The sequence below is a fragment of the Microlunatus capsulatus genome (assembly GCF_017876495.1).
In the GTDB taxonomy this organism is placed as follows: Bacteria; Actinomycetota; Actinomycetes; order Propionibacteriales; family Propionibacteriaceae; genus Microlunatus; species Microlunatus capsulatus.
In genome coordinates, this window is the sequence record NZ_JAGIOB010000001.1 from 3,895,503 (window position 1) to 3,910,703 (window position 15,201).

The following is a 15,201-nucleotide window of genomic DNA, read 5'->3' on the forward strand; positions in this document are numbered from 1 at the left end:
ACCCCGGTGACTCCTTCTGGGACGTGTGGCATCGTCACCACGACGGCGACTCTAGGTGCTGCCCCAGGGGAGTGCAAGGAAGTCGCAGGTGTCGTCAGCACGAGCCAGGCGTACCCACCCCGGTCGCCTCCGAAACCCCTGGTCCTGCTCCATCCGCACGCACCGGACGGCGTCGTCCGAGGGGAGAGCCACCTGATGAGCACACCTCCCCGACCCGGCCCGGCCCGCCGGAGGGCGACGCTCAAGGACGTGGCCCGGGCGGCCGGCGTCTCCCAGTCGACCACCTCCCGCGCGCTCTCGGGCGAGGGCTACGTCGCCGCCGCCGTCCGCGAGCGGGTGCGCGACACCGCCGAGCGGCTGGGCTACGTGCCGCACGCGATGGCCCGCGGGCTGCGCACCCAGGTGAGCCGGTCCGTCGGCGTCGTCGTCTCCGACCTGCGCAACACCTTCTACGCCGACCTGGCCGCGGGCGTCGCCGCCCGGGCCCGGGCGCACGGCTACACCGTCCTGCTGGTCGACGACCAGGGATCGGCCGACGACGAGCTGGCCGCGGCCCGCACCTTCGTCTCCACCCGGACGGCCGGCGTCGTCGTCACCCCGGTCTCGGCCGCCGTCACCGACTACCTGCTGGACCAGGGCATCCCCGTCGTCGAGGCCGACCGGCAGTTTTCGCCCGGTCGCTGCGACGCGGTGGTGGTGGACAACCACCACGTCGCCCGCCGGGTCACCGAGCACCTCCTCGACCTCGGCCACCGGCGGGTGGCCCTGCTGGTGGACGAGACCGACTGGACGACGGGGGCCGAGCGGGCCCGCGGGTACGCCGACGCGCTGGCGGGGGCCGGGCTGCCCGTCGACCCCGGCCTGCTGGTCCCGGTCGGCTGGGACGTCGACGGCGCCCGGCGGGCGGCGGTCGCCCTGCTCACCCGCCGCGAGCGGCCGACCGCCCTCTTCGCCGCGAACAACGTGCTGGCCGAGGGGGTGTGGCGCGCCGTCGGCGACCTCGGGCTCGCCGTGCCCGAGGACGTCAGCCTCGTCTCCTTCGACGACGCCCGCTGGATGAGCATGGTCAGCCCCGGGATGACCGCGGTCGCCCAGGACGTGGTGGCGCTGGGGGCGGCCGCGCTCGACCTGCTGCTGGCCCGCGTCGCCGTCCCCGACGCCGAGCCGCGCACCGTCGTGCTCGAGGCCGAGATCAGGCCGCGCGGCTCGACGGCCGCCCCGCGCCCCACCTGAGCCCGCGCGCCGGACGTCAGCGTCGGTCAGCGCGGCTCCGGGTCGAGCCGACCGGCCGGGGTGCGGACCGGCACCCGCGGTGCCCAGCGGGCCAGCCGCGCCCGACCGCGGTCGTCCAGCCCGTCGTCGGTGACCAGGCCGTCCACCGCGTCCCAGCCCGCGACGTGCACCGGGGCGCGGGCGCCCAGCTTGCCGGCGTCGGCCACCACCAGCACCTGCGCGGCGGCGGCCAGCAGGGTGCGTTTGGTCGCGGCCTCGGTGGCGTCGTGGCAGGAGAGCCCGTCGGCGCGCAGCGCCGAGGCGGACAGCACGGCGAGGTCGACGGCCAGGCCGGCCAGCTGGGCGCAGGTCTCGGGGCCGCCGAAGGAGCGGGTGGGAGCGTGGTACCCGCCGCCCAGGCCCACGAGGGTGAGGTCGTCGCGGTCGGCGCAGGCGGCCATCACGGGGACCGAGTGCGTCACCACGGTGAGCCCGCCCGGCAGCCGGCGGGCCACCTGCTCGACGGTCGTGCCCGCGTCCAGGGCGACCACGGCTCCCGGGCCGACGAGCTCGCCGGCCAGCAGCCCCGCGGCGAGGGCGCCGACCTGCTCCTTGGCCGCGGCGGCCGCGACCGCCCGCGTGACGAAGGGGGCGCCGTCGGGACGGCGGGCGCCGCCCACCACGCGCAGCACGAGGCCCTGCTCGGCCAGCTGGTCGAGGTCGCGGCGGACCGTCATGTCCGAGACGCCCAGCTCCGCGGCGACCGACCGCGACGCGACGTAGCCCTGCTGCTCCACCCGGCGGCGCAGCTCGTCGCGCCGGACCGCTGCCTCCCGGTACCGCACGGCCCGCTCCTCTCCCGCCCGTGACCCGGGCCGCCGGGGTCCCGAACGGCCCCTCGGCGAGTGTCCTAGACTGGCGAGAAGTGTTCAACTCTGCACACTTCTCCGCCGTGCCCGGCGGGCCGCCGCACCCCGCGGATTCTCGCCCGTCCGACCGGCTGACCCACCCGCCCGACCACCCCGACCGAGAGAGCCCGGCACCCCTGTGGGAACGATCCCAGAAACGGCCCGTGCGACCGCCCCCACCGCCACGACAGCCCCCGCCGCGCGGACCGGGGGAGCGGCCGGTCCGGGCTGGAGCGAGGTCGCCCCGGACGTCGTCCGGGTCGAGGACACGTGCGCGGTCTACGTCGTCCGCGCCGAGCCGGGTGCGGGCGCCGTGGGGGAGCGGACGGGCGTCTGCGTGGACTTCGGCTCGGGCCGGGTGCTGGACCTGCTGCCCGCCCTCGGCCTGGACCGGATCACCGACGTCGTGATGACCCACCACCACCGCGACCAGGGCCAGGGCCTGCCCCGCGCGGTCGCGGCCGGCGTCCGGGTGCACGTGCCCCCGGTCGAGGTCGAGCTCTTCACCGCCGTCGACCGGATGTGGGAGGGCCGCCAGCTCGACAACCGCTACCTGCTGCGCGACGACCACCTGTCCCTGCTGGAGCCCGTGGCGGTGACGGGGACGGTGCCGGAGTACCGGGAGGCTGACTACGGGGGCGTCCGGCTGCGGGCGCTGCCCACCCCGGGGCACACCGTCGGCTCGGTCAGCTACCTGCTGGACCGCGGCGGGCAGCGGACGGCCTTCACCGGTGACTTGCTGTACGGCCCGGGCCAGGTGTGGTCGCTGGCCTCGACCCAGTGGTCCTACACCGAGAACGAGGGCCCGGCCATGACGGTCCTCAGCGCCCTGCTGCTGGGGGACGAGGAGCCGGACCTGCTGCTGCCCTCGCACGGCCGGCCGATGCCGGAGGCCCGCGCCGCGCTGGCGCTGCTCGCCGAGCGGATGCAGACCTACGTCGACAGCCGGCGCCCCCGGCCCTGGGACCTCCGGCGCTGGCTGCGCGACCCCTTCACCCCGCTCACCGAGCACCTGCTGCTCAACCGCAGCAGCCTCGCGGCCAGCTACGTGCTGCTCTCGCGCACCGGCGAGGCCCTGCTGGTCGACTACGGCTACGACGTCACCACCGGTCTGCCGGGCGCCGCCGACCGGGCCGCCCGCCGGCCGTGGCTGGCGTCGCTGCGGGCGCTCCGGGAGCTGTACGGCGTCCGCCGGGTGTCGGTCGCGCTGCCCACCCACTACCACGACGACCACGTGGCCGGCATGCCGCTGCTGCGGGCGGTCGAGGGCACCGAGATCTGGGCCCCCGAGCACGTGGCGCGGGTGCTGGCCGAGCCCGACGACCTCGACCTGCCCTGCCGCTGGTTCGACCCCGTCGTCGCCGACCGCAGGCTCCCGCTGGGGGAGTCGTTCCGCTGGAACGAGTACACGCTGACGGTGCACGACCTGCCGGGCCACACCCGCTACGCCGCCGCCTACGAGGTCGAGGTGGACGGCGTGCGCGCCCTCTTCACCGGCGACCAGCAGGACGGGCTGGGGGAGCCGGGCGTGCGGGCCGAGGTCCTCAACTACCAGTACCGCAACCGGTTCGGCCTCGAGGACTACCGGCGCAGCGCGGCGCTCTACCAGCGGGTGGCGCCGGGGCTCATGCTCACCGGGCACTGGAGCCCGCGCGACGTCGACCAGGCCTACCTCGACGACCTCAGCCGCCGCGGCGAGGAGCTGGTCGCGGTGCACCGCGCCCTGCTGCCGCTGGACGAGCTCGACCTGGGCGCTGACTCGGTGCTGGCCCGGATCCGCCCCTACCGCTCGCGGGTGCGCCCGGGCGGCACCCTCGGCTTCACCCTCGAGGTCCGCAACCCGCTGCCCGAGGCGGCCGACGTGGACCTGGTCCCGGTGCTGCCCCGGGGCTGGACGAGCCCACCGGTCCCGACGTTGCGGCTGGGACCGGGGGAGAGCGCCGACGTCACCTGGACGGCCACCGCGAGCGGCCCGCCCGGCCACCACCGCCGGGTCGCCGTCGACCTCACCATCGGCGCGCTCCGGCTCGGCCAGCACGCCGAGGCCCTCGTCGACGTCCTCGACTCCGACGCGGCCTGAGCCACCCGTCCCCTGACCTCACCGCTCCCTGAGCCTGTCGAAGGGCCCCTCGACGAGCGCGGGGAGCGGGGAGCGGGCCGGGCTCAGCCCAGGCCCACCCGGGCGGCGGCGGAGGGCCAGGACTCCAGCACCGCGCGCACGTCCGGGCGCCGCTCCTCGGCGACGGCCCGCCGGTGCGCCTGCTCGACGAGGTCGGCGACCTGCACCCAGCGGCTCTGCTCGGCGGAGGCGGTGGCGGCGTCGACCATCGCGACGCTGAGCACGTTGCGGTGCACCTCCCCGGACGGCTCGCCGCCGTCGCGGAGCACGCGGACGAACTCGGCCAGCGAGCCGGCGATCTGCTCGGGCGCCTCCGAGCCGGTGCCCTCGACGGGGCTGCCGTCGGCCCGCTCGGCGACGGGGGCGGTGTCCCCGTCCCAGACCGCCGAGCCCTCCGCCGTGGTCAGCCGCCAGGAGCCGTTCCAGGAGGTCTCCCGGCCGGGGCTGCACCACGAGCCGTCGAAGGTGAAGCGGGCGCCGTTCGCGAACCGGAAGACCGCGGTGGCGGCCGCGTCGCCGGCGTACCAGGACCAGGGCGGGTTGGACGAGGAGCAGAACGCCTCGACGGGCTCGCTGCCGACGAGGTCGCGGGCCAGGTCGAACTGGTGGATGGCCATGTCGACCAGCAGCGGGTACGGCATCGTGTCCCGGAAGCCCCCGAAGTGCGGGGCCTTCGCGAAGGTGCAGGAGGCGAGCCCGACCGGCCCCAGCGCGCCCAGCTGGGAGCGCAGCCGGTCGAGGTGGCGCCAGTACCGCCGCGACTGGGACACCATCAGCAGCTGCCCGGTCAGCTCGGAGACGGCCACCATCGACAGGCACTCGGCCAGCGACTCCGACAGCGGCTTCTCGCACAGCACCGGCAGCCCGGCCAGCAGCGCCTCGGTGTTGACGGGGTGGTGCGCCCGCGGGACGGTCACGTCGACGACGGCCTGCGCCCCCGTCGGGCCCGCCAGCCCCGCCAGCGTGCTGGCCACCGGGACGCCCGCGTGCCCGGTCGCGTCGGCGGCCTCCCGGGCGGTGCCGAGGTCGAGGTCGACCAGCCCGACCAGCTCGACGTCGGGGTTCGCGGCGATGGTGCCCAGCCAGGCCCGGCCCATCCCGCCGGCGCCCACCTGCAGCAGCCGCAGCGGCTCAGGCATCGGCGTCCGCGATCGCGCCCTGGTAGCCGTGCCCGCGGTAGAACTCGCCGGACTCGTAGCGCAGCAGCGTCGGGACCGCGCGCTCGGCCCGGGCCGTCCGCGCCCAGGCGACGCCGTTGGCGATGACGCGGCGCACGTCGCGGTGGTGGTAGACGGGGTAGTCCTGGTCGCCGGGGGAGAAGAAGAAGATCTTGCCGTGGCCGCGCCGGAAGGTGCAGCCGGAGCGGAACACCTCGCCGCCGGTGAAGGAGGAGATGAACACCAGCTCGTCGGGCGCCGGGATGTCGAACGTCTCGCCGTACATCTCCTGCTGGTCGATGACGATCGGGTTGGGCACCCCCTGGGCGATCGGGTGCGTCGGGTCGACGGTCCAGACCAGCTCGCGGTCCTGCTCGCTGCGCCAGCGCAGGGTGCACGTCGTGCCCATCAGCCGGCCGAAGATCTTCGACCAGTGGCCCGAGTGCAGCACCAGCAGCCCCATCCCGGCCAGCACGTGCTGATGGACGCGGTCGACGACGGCGTCGGCCACCTCGCCGTGCGCGGCGTGCCCCCACCAGACGAGGACGTCGGTGGCGGCCAGCACCTCCTCGGTCAGCCCGTGCTCGGGCTCGTCGAGGGTGGTGGTGGTGACCACGGCCGCGTCGCCGAGGTTCTCGGCGATGCCCGCGGCGATGGTGGCGTGCATGCCGTCGGGGTACAGGGCGGCGACGTGCGGCTCGACCTGCTCGTGCCGGTTCTCCCCCCAGACCAGGACGCGCAGGGACGGGGCGGGTGCGGTGGGGGTGCTCATGGCGCCCCGAGTCTTCGGCCCGGCCCGGACGGTGTCAAGGTCCCCGGCCCGCGCGTCGGCGACCCCGCTGGTTGACCGCCCCCGGGGCCCTGCCTAGGCTGCCTGGGAACGTTGCCACAGCACCTGTGGCCCCCGGACGGAAGGCCTCGCGTGGCAGCCCCGCAGCACCCGGTGCCCGAGGTCGGCGTCGGCGTCGGCGGTCCCGGGCGCGGGACGGACGTGCGGGCCGTCCTCGCCGCCGTGCCGTGGGTGGAGCACCCCGGGCTGGGTAACGGCGTCGGGGTGCGCGCGCCGCCCCCGCGCGCCGACCGCCCCCGACCGCCAGCCGACGGAGAGCCTGCATGCCCGAGCCGATGACCGACGACCTGACCGAGCACCTGCGCACCGCGGAGGCCACGGCGACCCTGCTGCCGGCGGCGCGGGCCGTGGCCGCGCTGCTGTGCGAGCGGTTCGCCGCGGGCCACGGCCTGTGGACCCTCGGGAACGGGGGCAGCGCCGCCGACGCCCAGCACCTCACCGGGGAGATGGTCGGCCGGTTCAAGCGGGAGCGCCGCCCGCTGCCCGCGGTCACGCTCAGCACTGACCCGACGGTGATGACCTGCATCGCCAACGACTACCGCTTCGACGACGTCTTCTCCCGCCAGCTGCTCGCCCTGGCCCGGCCGGGCGACGTCGTCGCCGCCTTCACCACCAGCGGGCGCTCGCCCGACGTCGTCGACGCGCTCCGGGTCGCCCGGGGGCGGGGGGCCACGACGGTCCTCTTCGGCGGCGGGGACGGCGGACCGGCCGCCGCCCACGCCGACCACGCCCTGCTGGTGCCCAGCACCACGACGGCCCGCATCCAGGAGATGCACACCTTCCTGCTGCACGCCGTCTCGGAGGTGGTCGACCTCTGGGCCGTCGGCACCGAGCCCGCCGCCGAGGCGGCCGCCGCCCCGGCGGCCGACGACCACGTCGTCGGGACCGGGTCCCCCGCGTGAGCCCGGCACCCCTGTCCAACGCGCCCTCGGGACCGCAGCCGGGCGACCGCCCGGCCGGCCCGCGTCCGCTGGCCACCCCCGACCGGACGCTGTACATGATCGGCAACGCCCACCTCGACCCGGTCTGGCTCTGGCCCTGGCAGGAGGGCTACGCCGAGGCCCGGGCGACGTTCGCGTCCGCCGTCGCGCGGATGGCCGAGCACCCCGACTTCGTCTTCACCTGCGACCAGGTGGTGCTGCTCAGCTGGGTGGAGGAGTCCGACCCGGAGCTGTTCGCCGCCATCCGCGCCCGCGAGGCCGAGGGGCGCTGGGTCAACGCGGGCGGCTGGTGGGTGGAGCCCGACGGGAACCTCGGGATGGGGGAGTCCTTCGTCCGCCAGGGCCTGCTCGGGCAGCGCTACCTGCTCTCCCGGTTCGGCCGGCCGGCCACGGTGGGGATGAACGTCGACCCCTTCGGCCACCACGCGATGCTGCCCCAGATCCTGCGCGGCCAGGGCCTCGACTCCTACCTCTTCCTGCGGCCCGGCCCGCACGAGGGCGACCTGGAGCCGACGCTGTTCTGGTGGGAGTCGCCCGACGGCTCCCGCGTCCTCGCCTACCGGATCCCCTACGAGTACGGCAGCCCGCCCGGTCCCGTCGACGGCCAGGTCGAGAAGTCGCTGGCCTCGATGGACCGCGGCCTTGGCGACGGGATGGTCTTCTACGGCGTCGGCAACCACGGCGGCGGCCCGACGCGGGCCAACATCGACTCCATCCACCGCTTCGACCGGATGGGCTCCTTCGGCCGGCTGCGCATGGCCTCCCCGCGCGAGTACCTGGACGCCGCCCTGGCCACGCCGGGGCTGGCCGAGCGCCTCGTCGTCCGCCGCGACGACCTCCAGCACCACGCCCCCGGCTGCTACTCCGCCCACTCCGGGGTCAAGGCCTGGCAGCGCCGCGCCCAGCACGCCGTGCTGGCCGCGGAGCGGTGGGCCGCCGTCGTCGCGCTCCGGGACGGCCTGCCCTACCCGCGGGAGCAGCTGACCGGGGCGTGGCAGCAGATCCTCTTCAACCAGTTCCACGACGTGCTGCCCGGCTCCGCCATCGAGACCGCCTACGACGACGCCCGCGACCAGCTGGGCGAGGCGACGGCGATCGCCAAGCGGCTGGTCGTCCGGGCCCACAACGTGCTGGCCCGGCAGGTCGACGTGCCGTTCGAGGAGGGCACCCAGCCGGTGCTCGTGCTCAACCCGCACCCCTGGGCCGTCAGCACCGACGTGGTCATGACCTACGCCGCCCAGCGCTCCGGCGTCGGGGTCGTCGACGAGGCGGGCCGCCTGGTCGTCGCCCAGCCCACGCAGTCGACCTCGACGACGGCCGACCTGACCCGGGGCGCCGTCGTCTTCCGCGCCGACGTCCCCGCGCTCGGCTACCGGCTGTACCGGCTGGTGCCGGCGTCGCCCGCTCCGGCGGCGGCGGGCTGGAGCGCGGGGCCGCCGCAGCCGCTGCGCGCCGACACCTCGGTGCTGGAGAACGACCACGTGCGCATCGAGCTCGACCCGGAGACCGGCTGGATCCGCTCCTACGCCGACCGGGCGAGCGGCGTGGACGTGATGGCCGGGGTCGACGGGTCCACCCACACCCAGGTCTGCGCCGACCCCACCGACACCTGGGGCCACCGCGTCGTCTCCTACGCCTGGCCGGGCGCCACGATGGAGCTGCGCCGGGTCGTCGTCCGCGAGACCGGCCCGCTGCGCACCCGGGTCCGGGTGGAGCGGGCCTGGGGAGCCTCGACCCTGGTCGAGGAGCTGGTGCTCGACCACGACAGCCCCGTCCTGCGGGTGGAGGTGACGCTGGACTGGCGCGAGCCCGCCCACCTGCTCAAGCTGCGGTTCCCGACGGTGCTGGCCGACCCGCGCGCCACCTACGAGATCCCCTTCGGGCAGCTGGAGCGGCCGGTCGACGGCGCCGAGGAGCCGGCCCAGGCCTGGGTGGACCTGACGGGCACGGTCGCCGGCCGGCCGGCCGGTCTCACGCTGGTGACCACGGACAAGCACGGCTACGACGTCTCGCCCGGCGCCGAGCCGAGCATCGGCCTCACCGCAGTCCGCAGCCCCGTCTACTCCTGGCACGACCCCCAGCTGCTCGACCCCGACGGCTTCTACAGCTACCAGGACCAGGGGGTCCAGCGCTTCCGCTACGAGCTGGTGCCGCACGCGGGCGACCACCGCGCCGCCGCCCCGACCCGCCGCGCCGCCGTGCTGGCCACCGGCGTCCGGGCCATGGTCGAGTCCTCCCACCCGGGGCCGCTGCCGCCGGTGGCCTCCTTCGTCGACGACGGCGGGGGGGCCGTGCTGGTCACCGCGGTCAAGGGCTCGGAGGACCCGGTGGACCACCCCGGCGGGGCCGACCTCGTCGTCCGCGCCGTCGAGACGTCCGGGCGGCCCGCGCGGTCGCGGATCGTGCTCGGGCTGCTGGACCGGGTGCTGGAGGAGGACTTCGGGGCGCACCAGATCCGCACCTTCCGGGTGCCCGCCGACCCGGCCGCACCCGTGCAGGAGGTCGACCTCGTCGAGTGGCCGCTCGTGGACGGCTGAGCCCACCGGGCGTGGCGCTCGACGCGCCGGTGAGACGTGGGACACACTGCTCGGGCACGTGCCCCCACCCCTCGACGAGGAGACCCCATGGCCACCGAGCCCCCCGTCGGCGCCGCGACCGACGCCCCGAAGCGGCGCGACCGCACGCACTACCTCTACATCGCCGTCATCGCGGCCGTGGCGCTCGGCATCGTCGTCGGCTTCGTCGCCCCCGACTTCGCGGTGGAGCTCAAGCCGCTCGGCGACGGGTTCGTCGCCCTCATCCGGATGATGATCGCCCCGGTGATCTTCTGCACCATCGTGCTGGGCATCGGCTCGCTGCGCAGCGCCGCCCAGGTGGGCAAGGTGGGCAGCCTCGCGCTGGTCTACTTCCTCACCATGTCGACGGTCGCGCTGGTCATCGGGCTGGTGGTGGGCAACATCATCCACCCCGGCGAGGGGCTGCGGCTGACCGAGGAGCTGGCCGGCAAGGGCGCCGGGCTGGCGCCGAAGGAGGCCGCGACGACGGCCGAGTTCATCCTCAACATCATCCCCGAGACCCTCTTCTCGGCCCTGACCACCGAGACCGTGCTGCAGACGCTGCTGGTCGCGCTCCTCGTCGGCTTCGCGATCCAGGCCATGGGGACCTCCGGCGAGCCGATCCTGGTGGGGATCGGGCACCTGCAGCGGCTCGTCTTCCGCGTGCTGTCCATGATCATGTGGGCGGCGCCGGTCGGGGCCTTCGGGGCGATCGCCGCCGTCGTGGGCGCGACGGGCCTCGACGCGCTCAAGGCGCTGGCCGTGATCATGATCGGCTTCTACACGACCTGCGCGATCTTCGTCTTCGGCGTCCTCGGCCTGCTGCTCAAGGCCTTCACCGGGATCAACATCTTCAAGCTGCTGCGCTACCTCGGCCGGGAGTTCCTGCTCATCGTCTCCACCTCGTCCTCGGAGTCGGCCCTGCCGCGGCTCATCGCGAAGATGGAGCACCTCGGCGTGGCCAGGCCCACCGTCGGCGTCGTGGTCCCCACCGGCTACTCGTTCAACCTGGACGGCACGGCCATCTACCTGACGATGTCGTCGCTGTTCATCGCCGCCGCGCTCGGCGACCCGCTGACGATCCCGGAGCAGATCTCCCTGCTGGTGTTCATGATGATCGCCTCCAAGGGCGCGGCGGGCGTCACCGGCGCCGGGCTGGCCACCCTGGCCGGCGGCCTGGCCTCGCACCGCCCCGACCTGGTGGACGGCGTCGGCCTGATCGTCGGCATCGACCGGTTCATGTCCGAGGCGCGGGCGGTGACCAACTTCGCGGGCAACGCCGTGGCCACCGTCCTCGTCGGCTCCTGGACGCGGTCGCTGGACCGCGAGCAGCTGGACGCGGTGCTGGCCGGCCAGCGGCCGTTCGACGAGACGACGATGACCGACGACCACGGCGACGAGCCGGCACCGGTCGACGCCCCCGCCTCGGAGGTGACCGCCGCCGCGGTCGCACCGACCACCCAGCGCTGAGCCGGCGGCCACGGCGGTCCGCCCCCGGCAGAACGGGGTGCGCCGCCGTGGTGCCGTGGTCCAGGATCGGGACATGGAGCTGCTGGTGCTGGGCGGGACCCGCTTCGTCGGCCGGGCGGTGGTCGCCGAGGCGGTCGCCCGGGGGTGGGGCGTCACCGCCCTGCACCGGGGGGTGACGCCGGGCCTGCCCGCCGGCGTCCGGGCGCTGCACGCCGACCGGACCGACGAGGCGGCGCTGGCCGCCGCCCTGGCCGACGTGCGCGTCGACGCCGTGGTGGACACCTGGGCGGGGGCACCGGTCGTCGCGACCACCGCCGCCCGGCTGCTGCGCGGGCGGGCCCAGCGGTTCGGCTACGTCTCCACCAGCGGGGTCTACGTCTGGGGCGAGCACGTCGACGAGTCCTCCCCGCTGGTCCCGGCCGACCCGACGGCTGGGAGCACCGACTACGCCGCGGACAAGCGCGGGGCCGAGCTGGGCGTGCTGGAGAGCTTCCCGGACGCCCTGCTGGCCCGGGCCGGGCTCATCCTCGGCCCCTGGGAGGACGTCGGCCGGCTGCCCTGGTGGCTCACCCGGACCGCCGCCGGCGGCCGGGTGGTCGCTCCCGGGCGACCTGACCGGCCCCTGCAGCTCGTCGACGCCCGCGACCTCGCCACCTGGCTGCTGGACGGCCTGGCCTCGGGGCTGGCCGGGCCCGTCGACACCATCAGCCGCTCGGGGCACGCCACCACCGCCGACCTGCTGCAGGCCTGCGTCGAGGTCACCGGCGGCGGGGCCGAGCTGGTCTGGGTGGGGGAGGAGGCGCTGGCGGCCGCGGGTGCGGAGCCGTGGACCCAGCTGCCGTGCTGGGTCCCCGAGTCGGGGGAGTTCGCCGGTTTCCTCGAGGCGGACACGCGCCTCGCCGCGGCCACCGGGCTGGTCTGCCGGCCGGTGCGGGAGACGGTGGCCGACACCTGGGCCTGGCTCCGGGCGCACGGCCCGCTGGCCCAGCGCCCGGACCGGCCGGTGCACGGGCTGCCGCCGGCGCTCGAGCGGCAGCTGCTCGACGCCGCGGGCTGACGCGCCGGCCCGAGGTGGACGACGCGACCGGTCCGACCCGGTCAGCGCCTCAGCGGAGCTCGCGCTCGACCGCGCTCCGGACGTCGTCCGGGATGGGGACGGGACGCCCGGTCGCCGGGTCGACGAAGACGTGGGTGAAGGTGCCCTCCGCAGCGGGCTCGGGGTCCCCGGCCACGAAGAGGCCGAGCTCCCAGGTGATGCTCGTGGTCCCCACCCGGCCCGCCCGCAGCCCCACCTCCAGCGTGTCCGGGTAGGACACCGGGCGCCGGTAGCGGCACGACGACGCGGCGCAGACGGCCATCCGGGTGCCGGCTCGCGGGTCCAGGCCGGTCCGCTCGATGAGCCAGCGGTTGATGGTCGTGTCCATCGCCTCGTAGTGCACGACGTTGTTGACGTGCCCGTACTGGTCGTTGTCGTTCCACCGGGTGCCGAAGGCCTGGCGGTAGGGGTAGCCGGTCACCGCGCGAGCCTAGACCGCCGGTCCCGGCCCGCTCGGCGGGAGAGGCGTCTACACTACTGGTGAGTAACCTACTGGTGAGTAACTTAGGACCGAGGGGAACGCCGTGACGCTGACCGAGACCACCCACCCGAGCGCGACGCCGACGGCGCAGGCCGCGGCCCCGGCGGCCCCCCGGCTGGCGTCGGACTTCTTCGGCTTCCAGGGCCGGCTGAGCGGGCCGGAGCAGGCGGCGGCGCTGCGGGTCCGCACCTTCATGGAGACCGAGGTCCGCCCGGTCGCCGACGGCTTCTGGTCGCGAGCGGAGTTCCCGCGCCACCTCATCCCGGCGCTGGCCGAGCTGGGCCTGCTCGGCGCCTTCGTGCCCGAGGTGCGGCACTTCGAGAACACCGCGGTCTACCGGGGCTGGATCGCCCTGGAGCTCGCCCGCGTCGACGCCGGCGTCGCGACCTTCGTCGGCGTGCAGTCCGGCCTGGCGATGGGCGCCGTGCACGTCGGCGGCTCCCCGGAGCAGCAGGCGTGGTGGCTGCCGCGGATGGCGACGGGCGAGGTGGTCGGGGCCTTCGGGCTGACCGAGCCGCTCTCGGGCTCGGACTCCGCGCGCGGCCTGCGGACCACCGCCCGGCGCGAGGGCGACCACTGGGTGCTGCGCGGGGAGAAGCGCTGGATCGGCAACGGCACCTTCGCCGACGTCGTCGTCGTCCTGGCCAAGGACGTCGCCGACGGCCAGGTCAAGGGCTTCCTCGTGGCCACCGACAGCCCGGGCTTCACCGCGTCCAAGATCGAGGACAAGATCAGCCTCCGCTCGGTGCAGAACGCCGACATCATGCTGGACGACGTGGTCGTCCCCGAGGACCGCCGGCTGCCGGGCATCCGCTCGTTCCGCGACGTCGCGACCGTCCTGCGGCTGACCCGCTGCGACGTCGCCTGGCAGGCCATCGGCATCGCGGTCGGGGCCTACGAGGCGGCGCTGGCCTACGCCCTGCAGCGCGAGCAGTTCGGCAAGCCCATCGCCGCGCACCAGCTGGTCCAGGACCTGCTGGCCCGCTGCGTCGGCAACATCACCGCCAGCATCGCGCTCTGCCTGCAGGCCTCGGCGATGCAGGACGAGGGCGTCCAGCGCGACGAGCACTCCGCGCTGGCCAAGTCCTTCGCCACCAGCCGGATGCGCGAGACCGTGGGCTGGGCGCGGGAGATCCTCGGCGGCAACGGGATCGTGCTGGAGCACGGCGTCGCCCGCTTCTTCGCCGACGCCGAGGCGATCTACTCCTACGAGGGCACCCGGGACATGAACTCCCTCATCGTCGGCCGCGCCATCACCGGGCACCAGGCCTTCGTCTGAGCAGTACGACGGTGACGGTCCTCAGAAGGTGACGACCTGGCGCAGCACGACGCCCAGCGCCAGGGCGTCGAGGGCCTCGTGCAGGCCGCCGAGCTCGAGGCGGTGCGAGACCAGCCGCTCGACGGGCAGCCGGCCCTCGCGCCACAGCTCCACGTAGCGCGGGACGTCGCGGGCCGGGACCGACGAGCCGAGGTAGCTGCCGACGACGGTGCGGGCCTCGGCGGTCAGCAGCAGCGGGGACACCGCGGCCCGCGCGTCGGGGCCCGGCAGCCCGACCGTCACCGTGGTCCCGCCCGGCGCGGTGACGGCGAGCGCGGTCTCGAAGGCCCGGGCGCTGCCGGCCGCCTCGACGACGGTGGGCGCCCGCAGGCCGCGCTCCAGCGCCTCGGCCGGGGTGAGCGCGGCGACCGCCCCCAGCTCGGCGGCCGTCGCGAGCTTCCCGCGCACCGGGTCGACGGCGGTCACCGGGTGCCCCAGCGCCTGCGCGACCAGCAGGGCCGCCATCCCGACGCCGCCCAGCCCCACCACCAGCACCGGGCTGCCCGGCTCCGGGGACGCGGCGTTGAGCACGGCGCCGCCGCCGGTCAGCACGGCGCAGCCCAGCAGGGCCGCCACCTCGGCGGGGACGTCGGCCGGCACCGGCACCACCGAGCGCCGGTCGACCACCACCTGCTCGGCGAAGGCCGACACCCCGAGGTGGTGGGCGACCGGGACGCCGTCGCGGGTCAGCCGCCGGCCGCCGCCCAGCAGGTCGCCCGCGGCGTTCGCGTCCGAGCCGGGGCCGCAGGGGAGCCGGCCGCCGGTGGCGCAGCCCGGGCAGCGGCCGCAGCGCGGCAGGAAGGTCATCACCACCCGGTCGCCGACCGCGACGTCGTCGACCCCCGCGCCCACCTCGGCGACCAGCCCGGCCGCCTCGTGGCCCAGCAGCATCGGCGTGGGCCGCGGCCGGTTCCCGTCGACGACGGACAGGTCGGAGTGGCAGAGCCCGGCGGCCTCGACGCGCACCCGCAGCTCGCCGGGGCCCGGCGGCGCCAGCTCCAGGGCGCTCAGGGTCAGGGGCCGCGACGCCGCGAACGGCGCCGGCCGCCCGACCTCCTCCAGGACCGCTCCGGTGATCCGCACGCCCGTCATCG

The 15,201-nt window shown here is 75.7% G+C and carries 12 protein-coding genes; 7 read left to right on the top strand and 5 right to left on the bottom strand.

What is annotated here, in order from left to right; all coding sequences use genetic code 11:
* The first annotated feature begins 195 nt into the window (after nt 1–195).
* Nucleotides 196–1,233 carry a LacI family DNA-binding transcriptional regulator gene (locus JOF54_RS18100; RefSeq protein ID WP_210058342.1) on the top strand — a complete coding sequence of 346 codons (1,038 nt, stop codon included), beginning with the start codon at nt 196–198 and terminating at the stop codon, nt 1,231–1,233.
* A 26-nt stretch (nt 1,234–1,259) separates the two neighbouring features.
* On the opposite strand, the gene JOF54_RS18105 is transcribed toward JOF54_RS18100, so the two are convergent.
* Complete coding sequence (locus JOF54_RS18105) at nt 1,260–2,057, bottom strand: DeoR/GlpR family DNA-binding transcription regulator (RefSeq protein ID WP_210058344.1); 798 nt, start codon at nt 2,055–2,057, stop codon at nt 1,260–1,262.
* A gap of 202 nt (nt 2,058–2,259) precedes the next feature.
* On the opposite strand from JOF54_RS18105, the gene JOF54_RS18110 reads away from it, so the two are divergent.
* Complete coding sequence (locus JOF54_RS18110) at nt 2,260–4,200, top strand: MBL fold metallo-hydrolase (protein ID WP_210058346.1); 1,941 nt, start codon at nt 2,260–2,262, stop codon at nt 4,198–4,200.
* Nucleotides 4,201–4,283: 83 nt separating this feature from the next.
* Here the strand turns inward: JOF54_RS18110 and JOF54_RS18115 are convergent, their stop codons facing one another.
* A complete protein-coding gene (locus JOF54_RS18115) occupies nt 4,284–5,378 on the bottom strand; it encodes a Gfo/Idh/MocA family protein (RefSeq protein ID WP_210058347.1) in 1,095 nt (364 codons plus the stop codon).
* Nucleotides 5,371–6,168 (bottom strand): ThuA domain-containing protein, encoded by a 798-nt coding sequence (locus tag JOF54_RS18120; RefSeq protein ID WP_210058348.1) that lies wholly within the window; start codon nt 6,166–6,168, stop codon nt 5,371–5,373. The genes JOF54_RS18115 and JOF54_RS18120 overlap by 8 nt, the downstream gene beginning before the upstream one ends.
* A 341-nt stretch (nt 6,169–6,509) precedes the next feature.
* Between JOF54_RS18120 and JOF54_RS18125 the strand changes: the two genes are divergently transcribed.
* The 4 genes from JOF54_RS18125 to JOF54_RS18140 all read left to right on the top strand — a co-directional run bounded on the left by JOF54_RS18125 (nt 6,510) and on the right by JOF54_RS18140 (nt 12,269).
* Entirely contained in the window at nt 6,510–7,148 is a 639-nt protein-coding gene (locus JOF54_RS18125) for a D-sedoheptulose-7-phosphate isomerase (RefSeq protein WP_210058349.1), read from the top strand.
* A complete protein-coding gene (locus tag JOF54_RS18130) occupies nt 7,145–9,724 on the top strand; it encodes an alpha-mannosidase (RefSeq protein WP_210058350.1) in 2,580 nt (859 codons plus the stop codon). Before JOF54_RS18125 ends, JOF54_RS18130 begins: the two co-directional genes overlap by 4 nt.
* 87 nt (nt 9,725–9,811) lie before the next feature.
* Nucleotides 9,812–11,212 carry a cation:dicarboxylate symporter family transporter gene (locus JOF54_RS18135; RefSeq protein WP_210058352.1) on the top strand — a complete coding sequence of 467 codons (1,401 nt, stop codon included), beginning with the start codon at nt 9,812–9,814 and terminating at the stop codon, nt 11,210–11,212.
* Between the two features lie 73 nt (nt 11,213–11,285).
* The gene (locus JOF54_RS18140; RefSeq protein ID WP_210058354.1) at nt 11,286–12,269 is read left to right on the top strand and encodes an NAD-dependent epimerase/dehydratase family protein; all 984 of its coding nucleotides are present in this window, start codon (nt 11,286–11,288) and stop codon (nt 12,267–12,269) included.
* A 49-nt stretch (nt 12,270–12,318) separates the two neighbouring features.
* On the opposite strand, the gene JOF54_RS18145 is transcribed toward JOF54_RS18140, so the two are convergent.
* Complete coding sequence (locus tag JOF54_RS18145; protein ID WP_210058356.1) at nt 12,319–12,729, bottom strand: acyl-CoA thioesterase; 411 nt, start codon at nt 12,727–12,729, stop codon at nt 12,319–12,321.
* Between the two features lie 103 nt (nt 12,730–12,832).
* Here JOF54_RS18145 and JOF54_RS18150 point away from each other — a divergent pair, with 103 nt between their 5' ends.
* Nucleotides 12,833–14,068 (top strand): acyl-CoA dehydrogenase family protein, encoded by a 1,236-nt coding sequence (locus JOF54_RS18150; RefSeq protein WP_210058358.1) that lies wholly within the window; start codon nt 12,833–12,835, stop codon nt 14,066–14,068.
* Nucleotides 14,069–14,089: 21 nt separating this feature from the next.
* Here JOF54_RS18150 and JOF54_RS18155 read toward each other — a convergent pair whose 3' ends face one another.
* Nucleotides 14,090–15,190: an alcohol dehydrogenase catalytic domain-containing protein gene (locus JOF54_RS18155; RefSeq protein ID WP_210058360.1), complete on the bottom strand. Its 1,101-nt coding sequence runs from the start codon at nt 15,188–15,190 to the stop codon at nt 14,090–14,092.
* Nucleotides 15,191–15,201 lie beyond the last annotated feature (11 nt).

What these genes read in the sequence shown, in the direction of transcription:
- JOF54_RS18100 (WP_210058342.1), top strand. Translation starts at nt 196, where the DNA reads ATGAGCACACCTCCCCGACCCGGCCCGGCCCGCCGGAGGGCGACGCTC.
- JOF54_RS18115 (WP_210058347.1), bottom strand. Translation starts at nt 5,378, where the DNA reads ATGCCTGAGCCGCTGCGGCTGCTGCAGGTGGGCGCCGGCGGGATGGGC.
- JOF54_RS18120 (WP_210058348.1), bottom strand. Translation starts at nt 6,168, where the DNA reads ATGAGCACCCCCACCGCACCCGCCCCGTCCCTGCGCGTCCTGGTCTGG.
- JOF54_RS18125 (WP_210058349.1), top strand. Translation starts at nt 6,510, where the DNA reads ATGCCCGAGCCGATGACCGACGACCTGACCGAGCACCTGCGCACCGCG.
- JOF54_RS18135 (WP_210058352.1), top strand. Translation starts at nt 9,812, where the DNA reads ATGGCCACCGAGCCCCCCGTCGGCGCCGCGACCGACGCCCCGAAGCGG.
- JOF54_RS18140 (WP_210058354.1), top strand. Translation starts at nt 11,286, where the DNA reads ATGGAGCTGCTGGTGCTGGGCGGGACCCGCTTCGTCGGCCGGGCGGTG.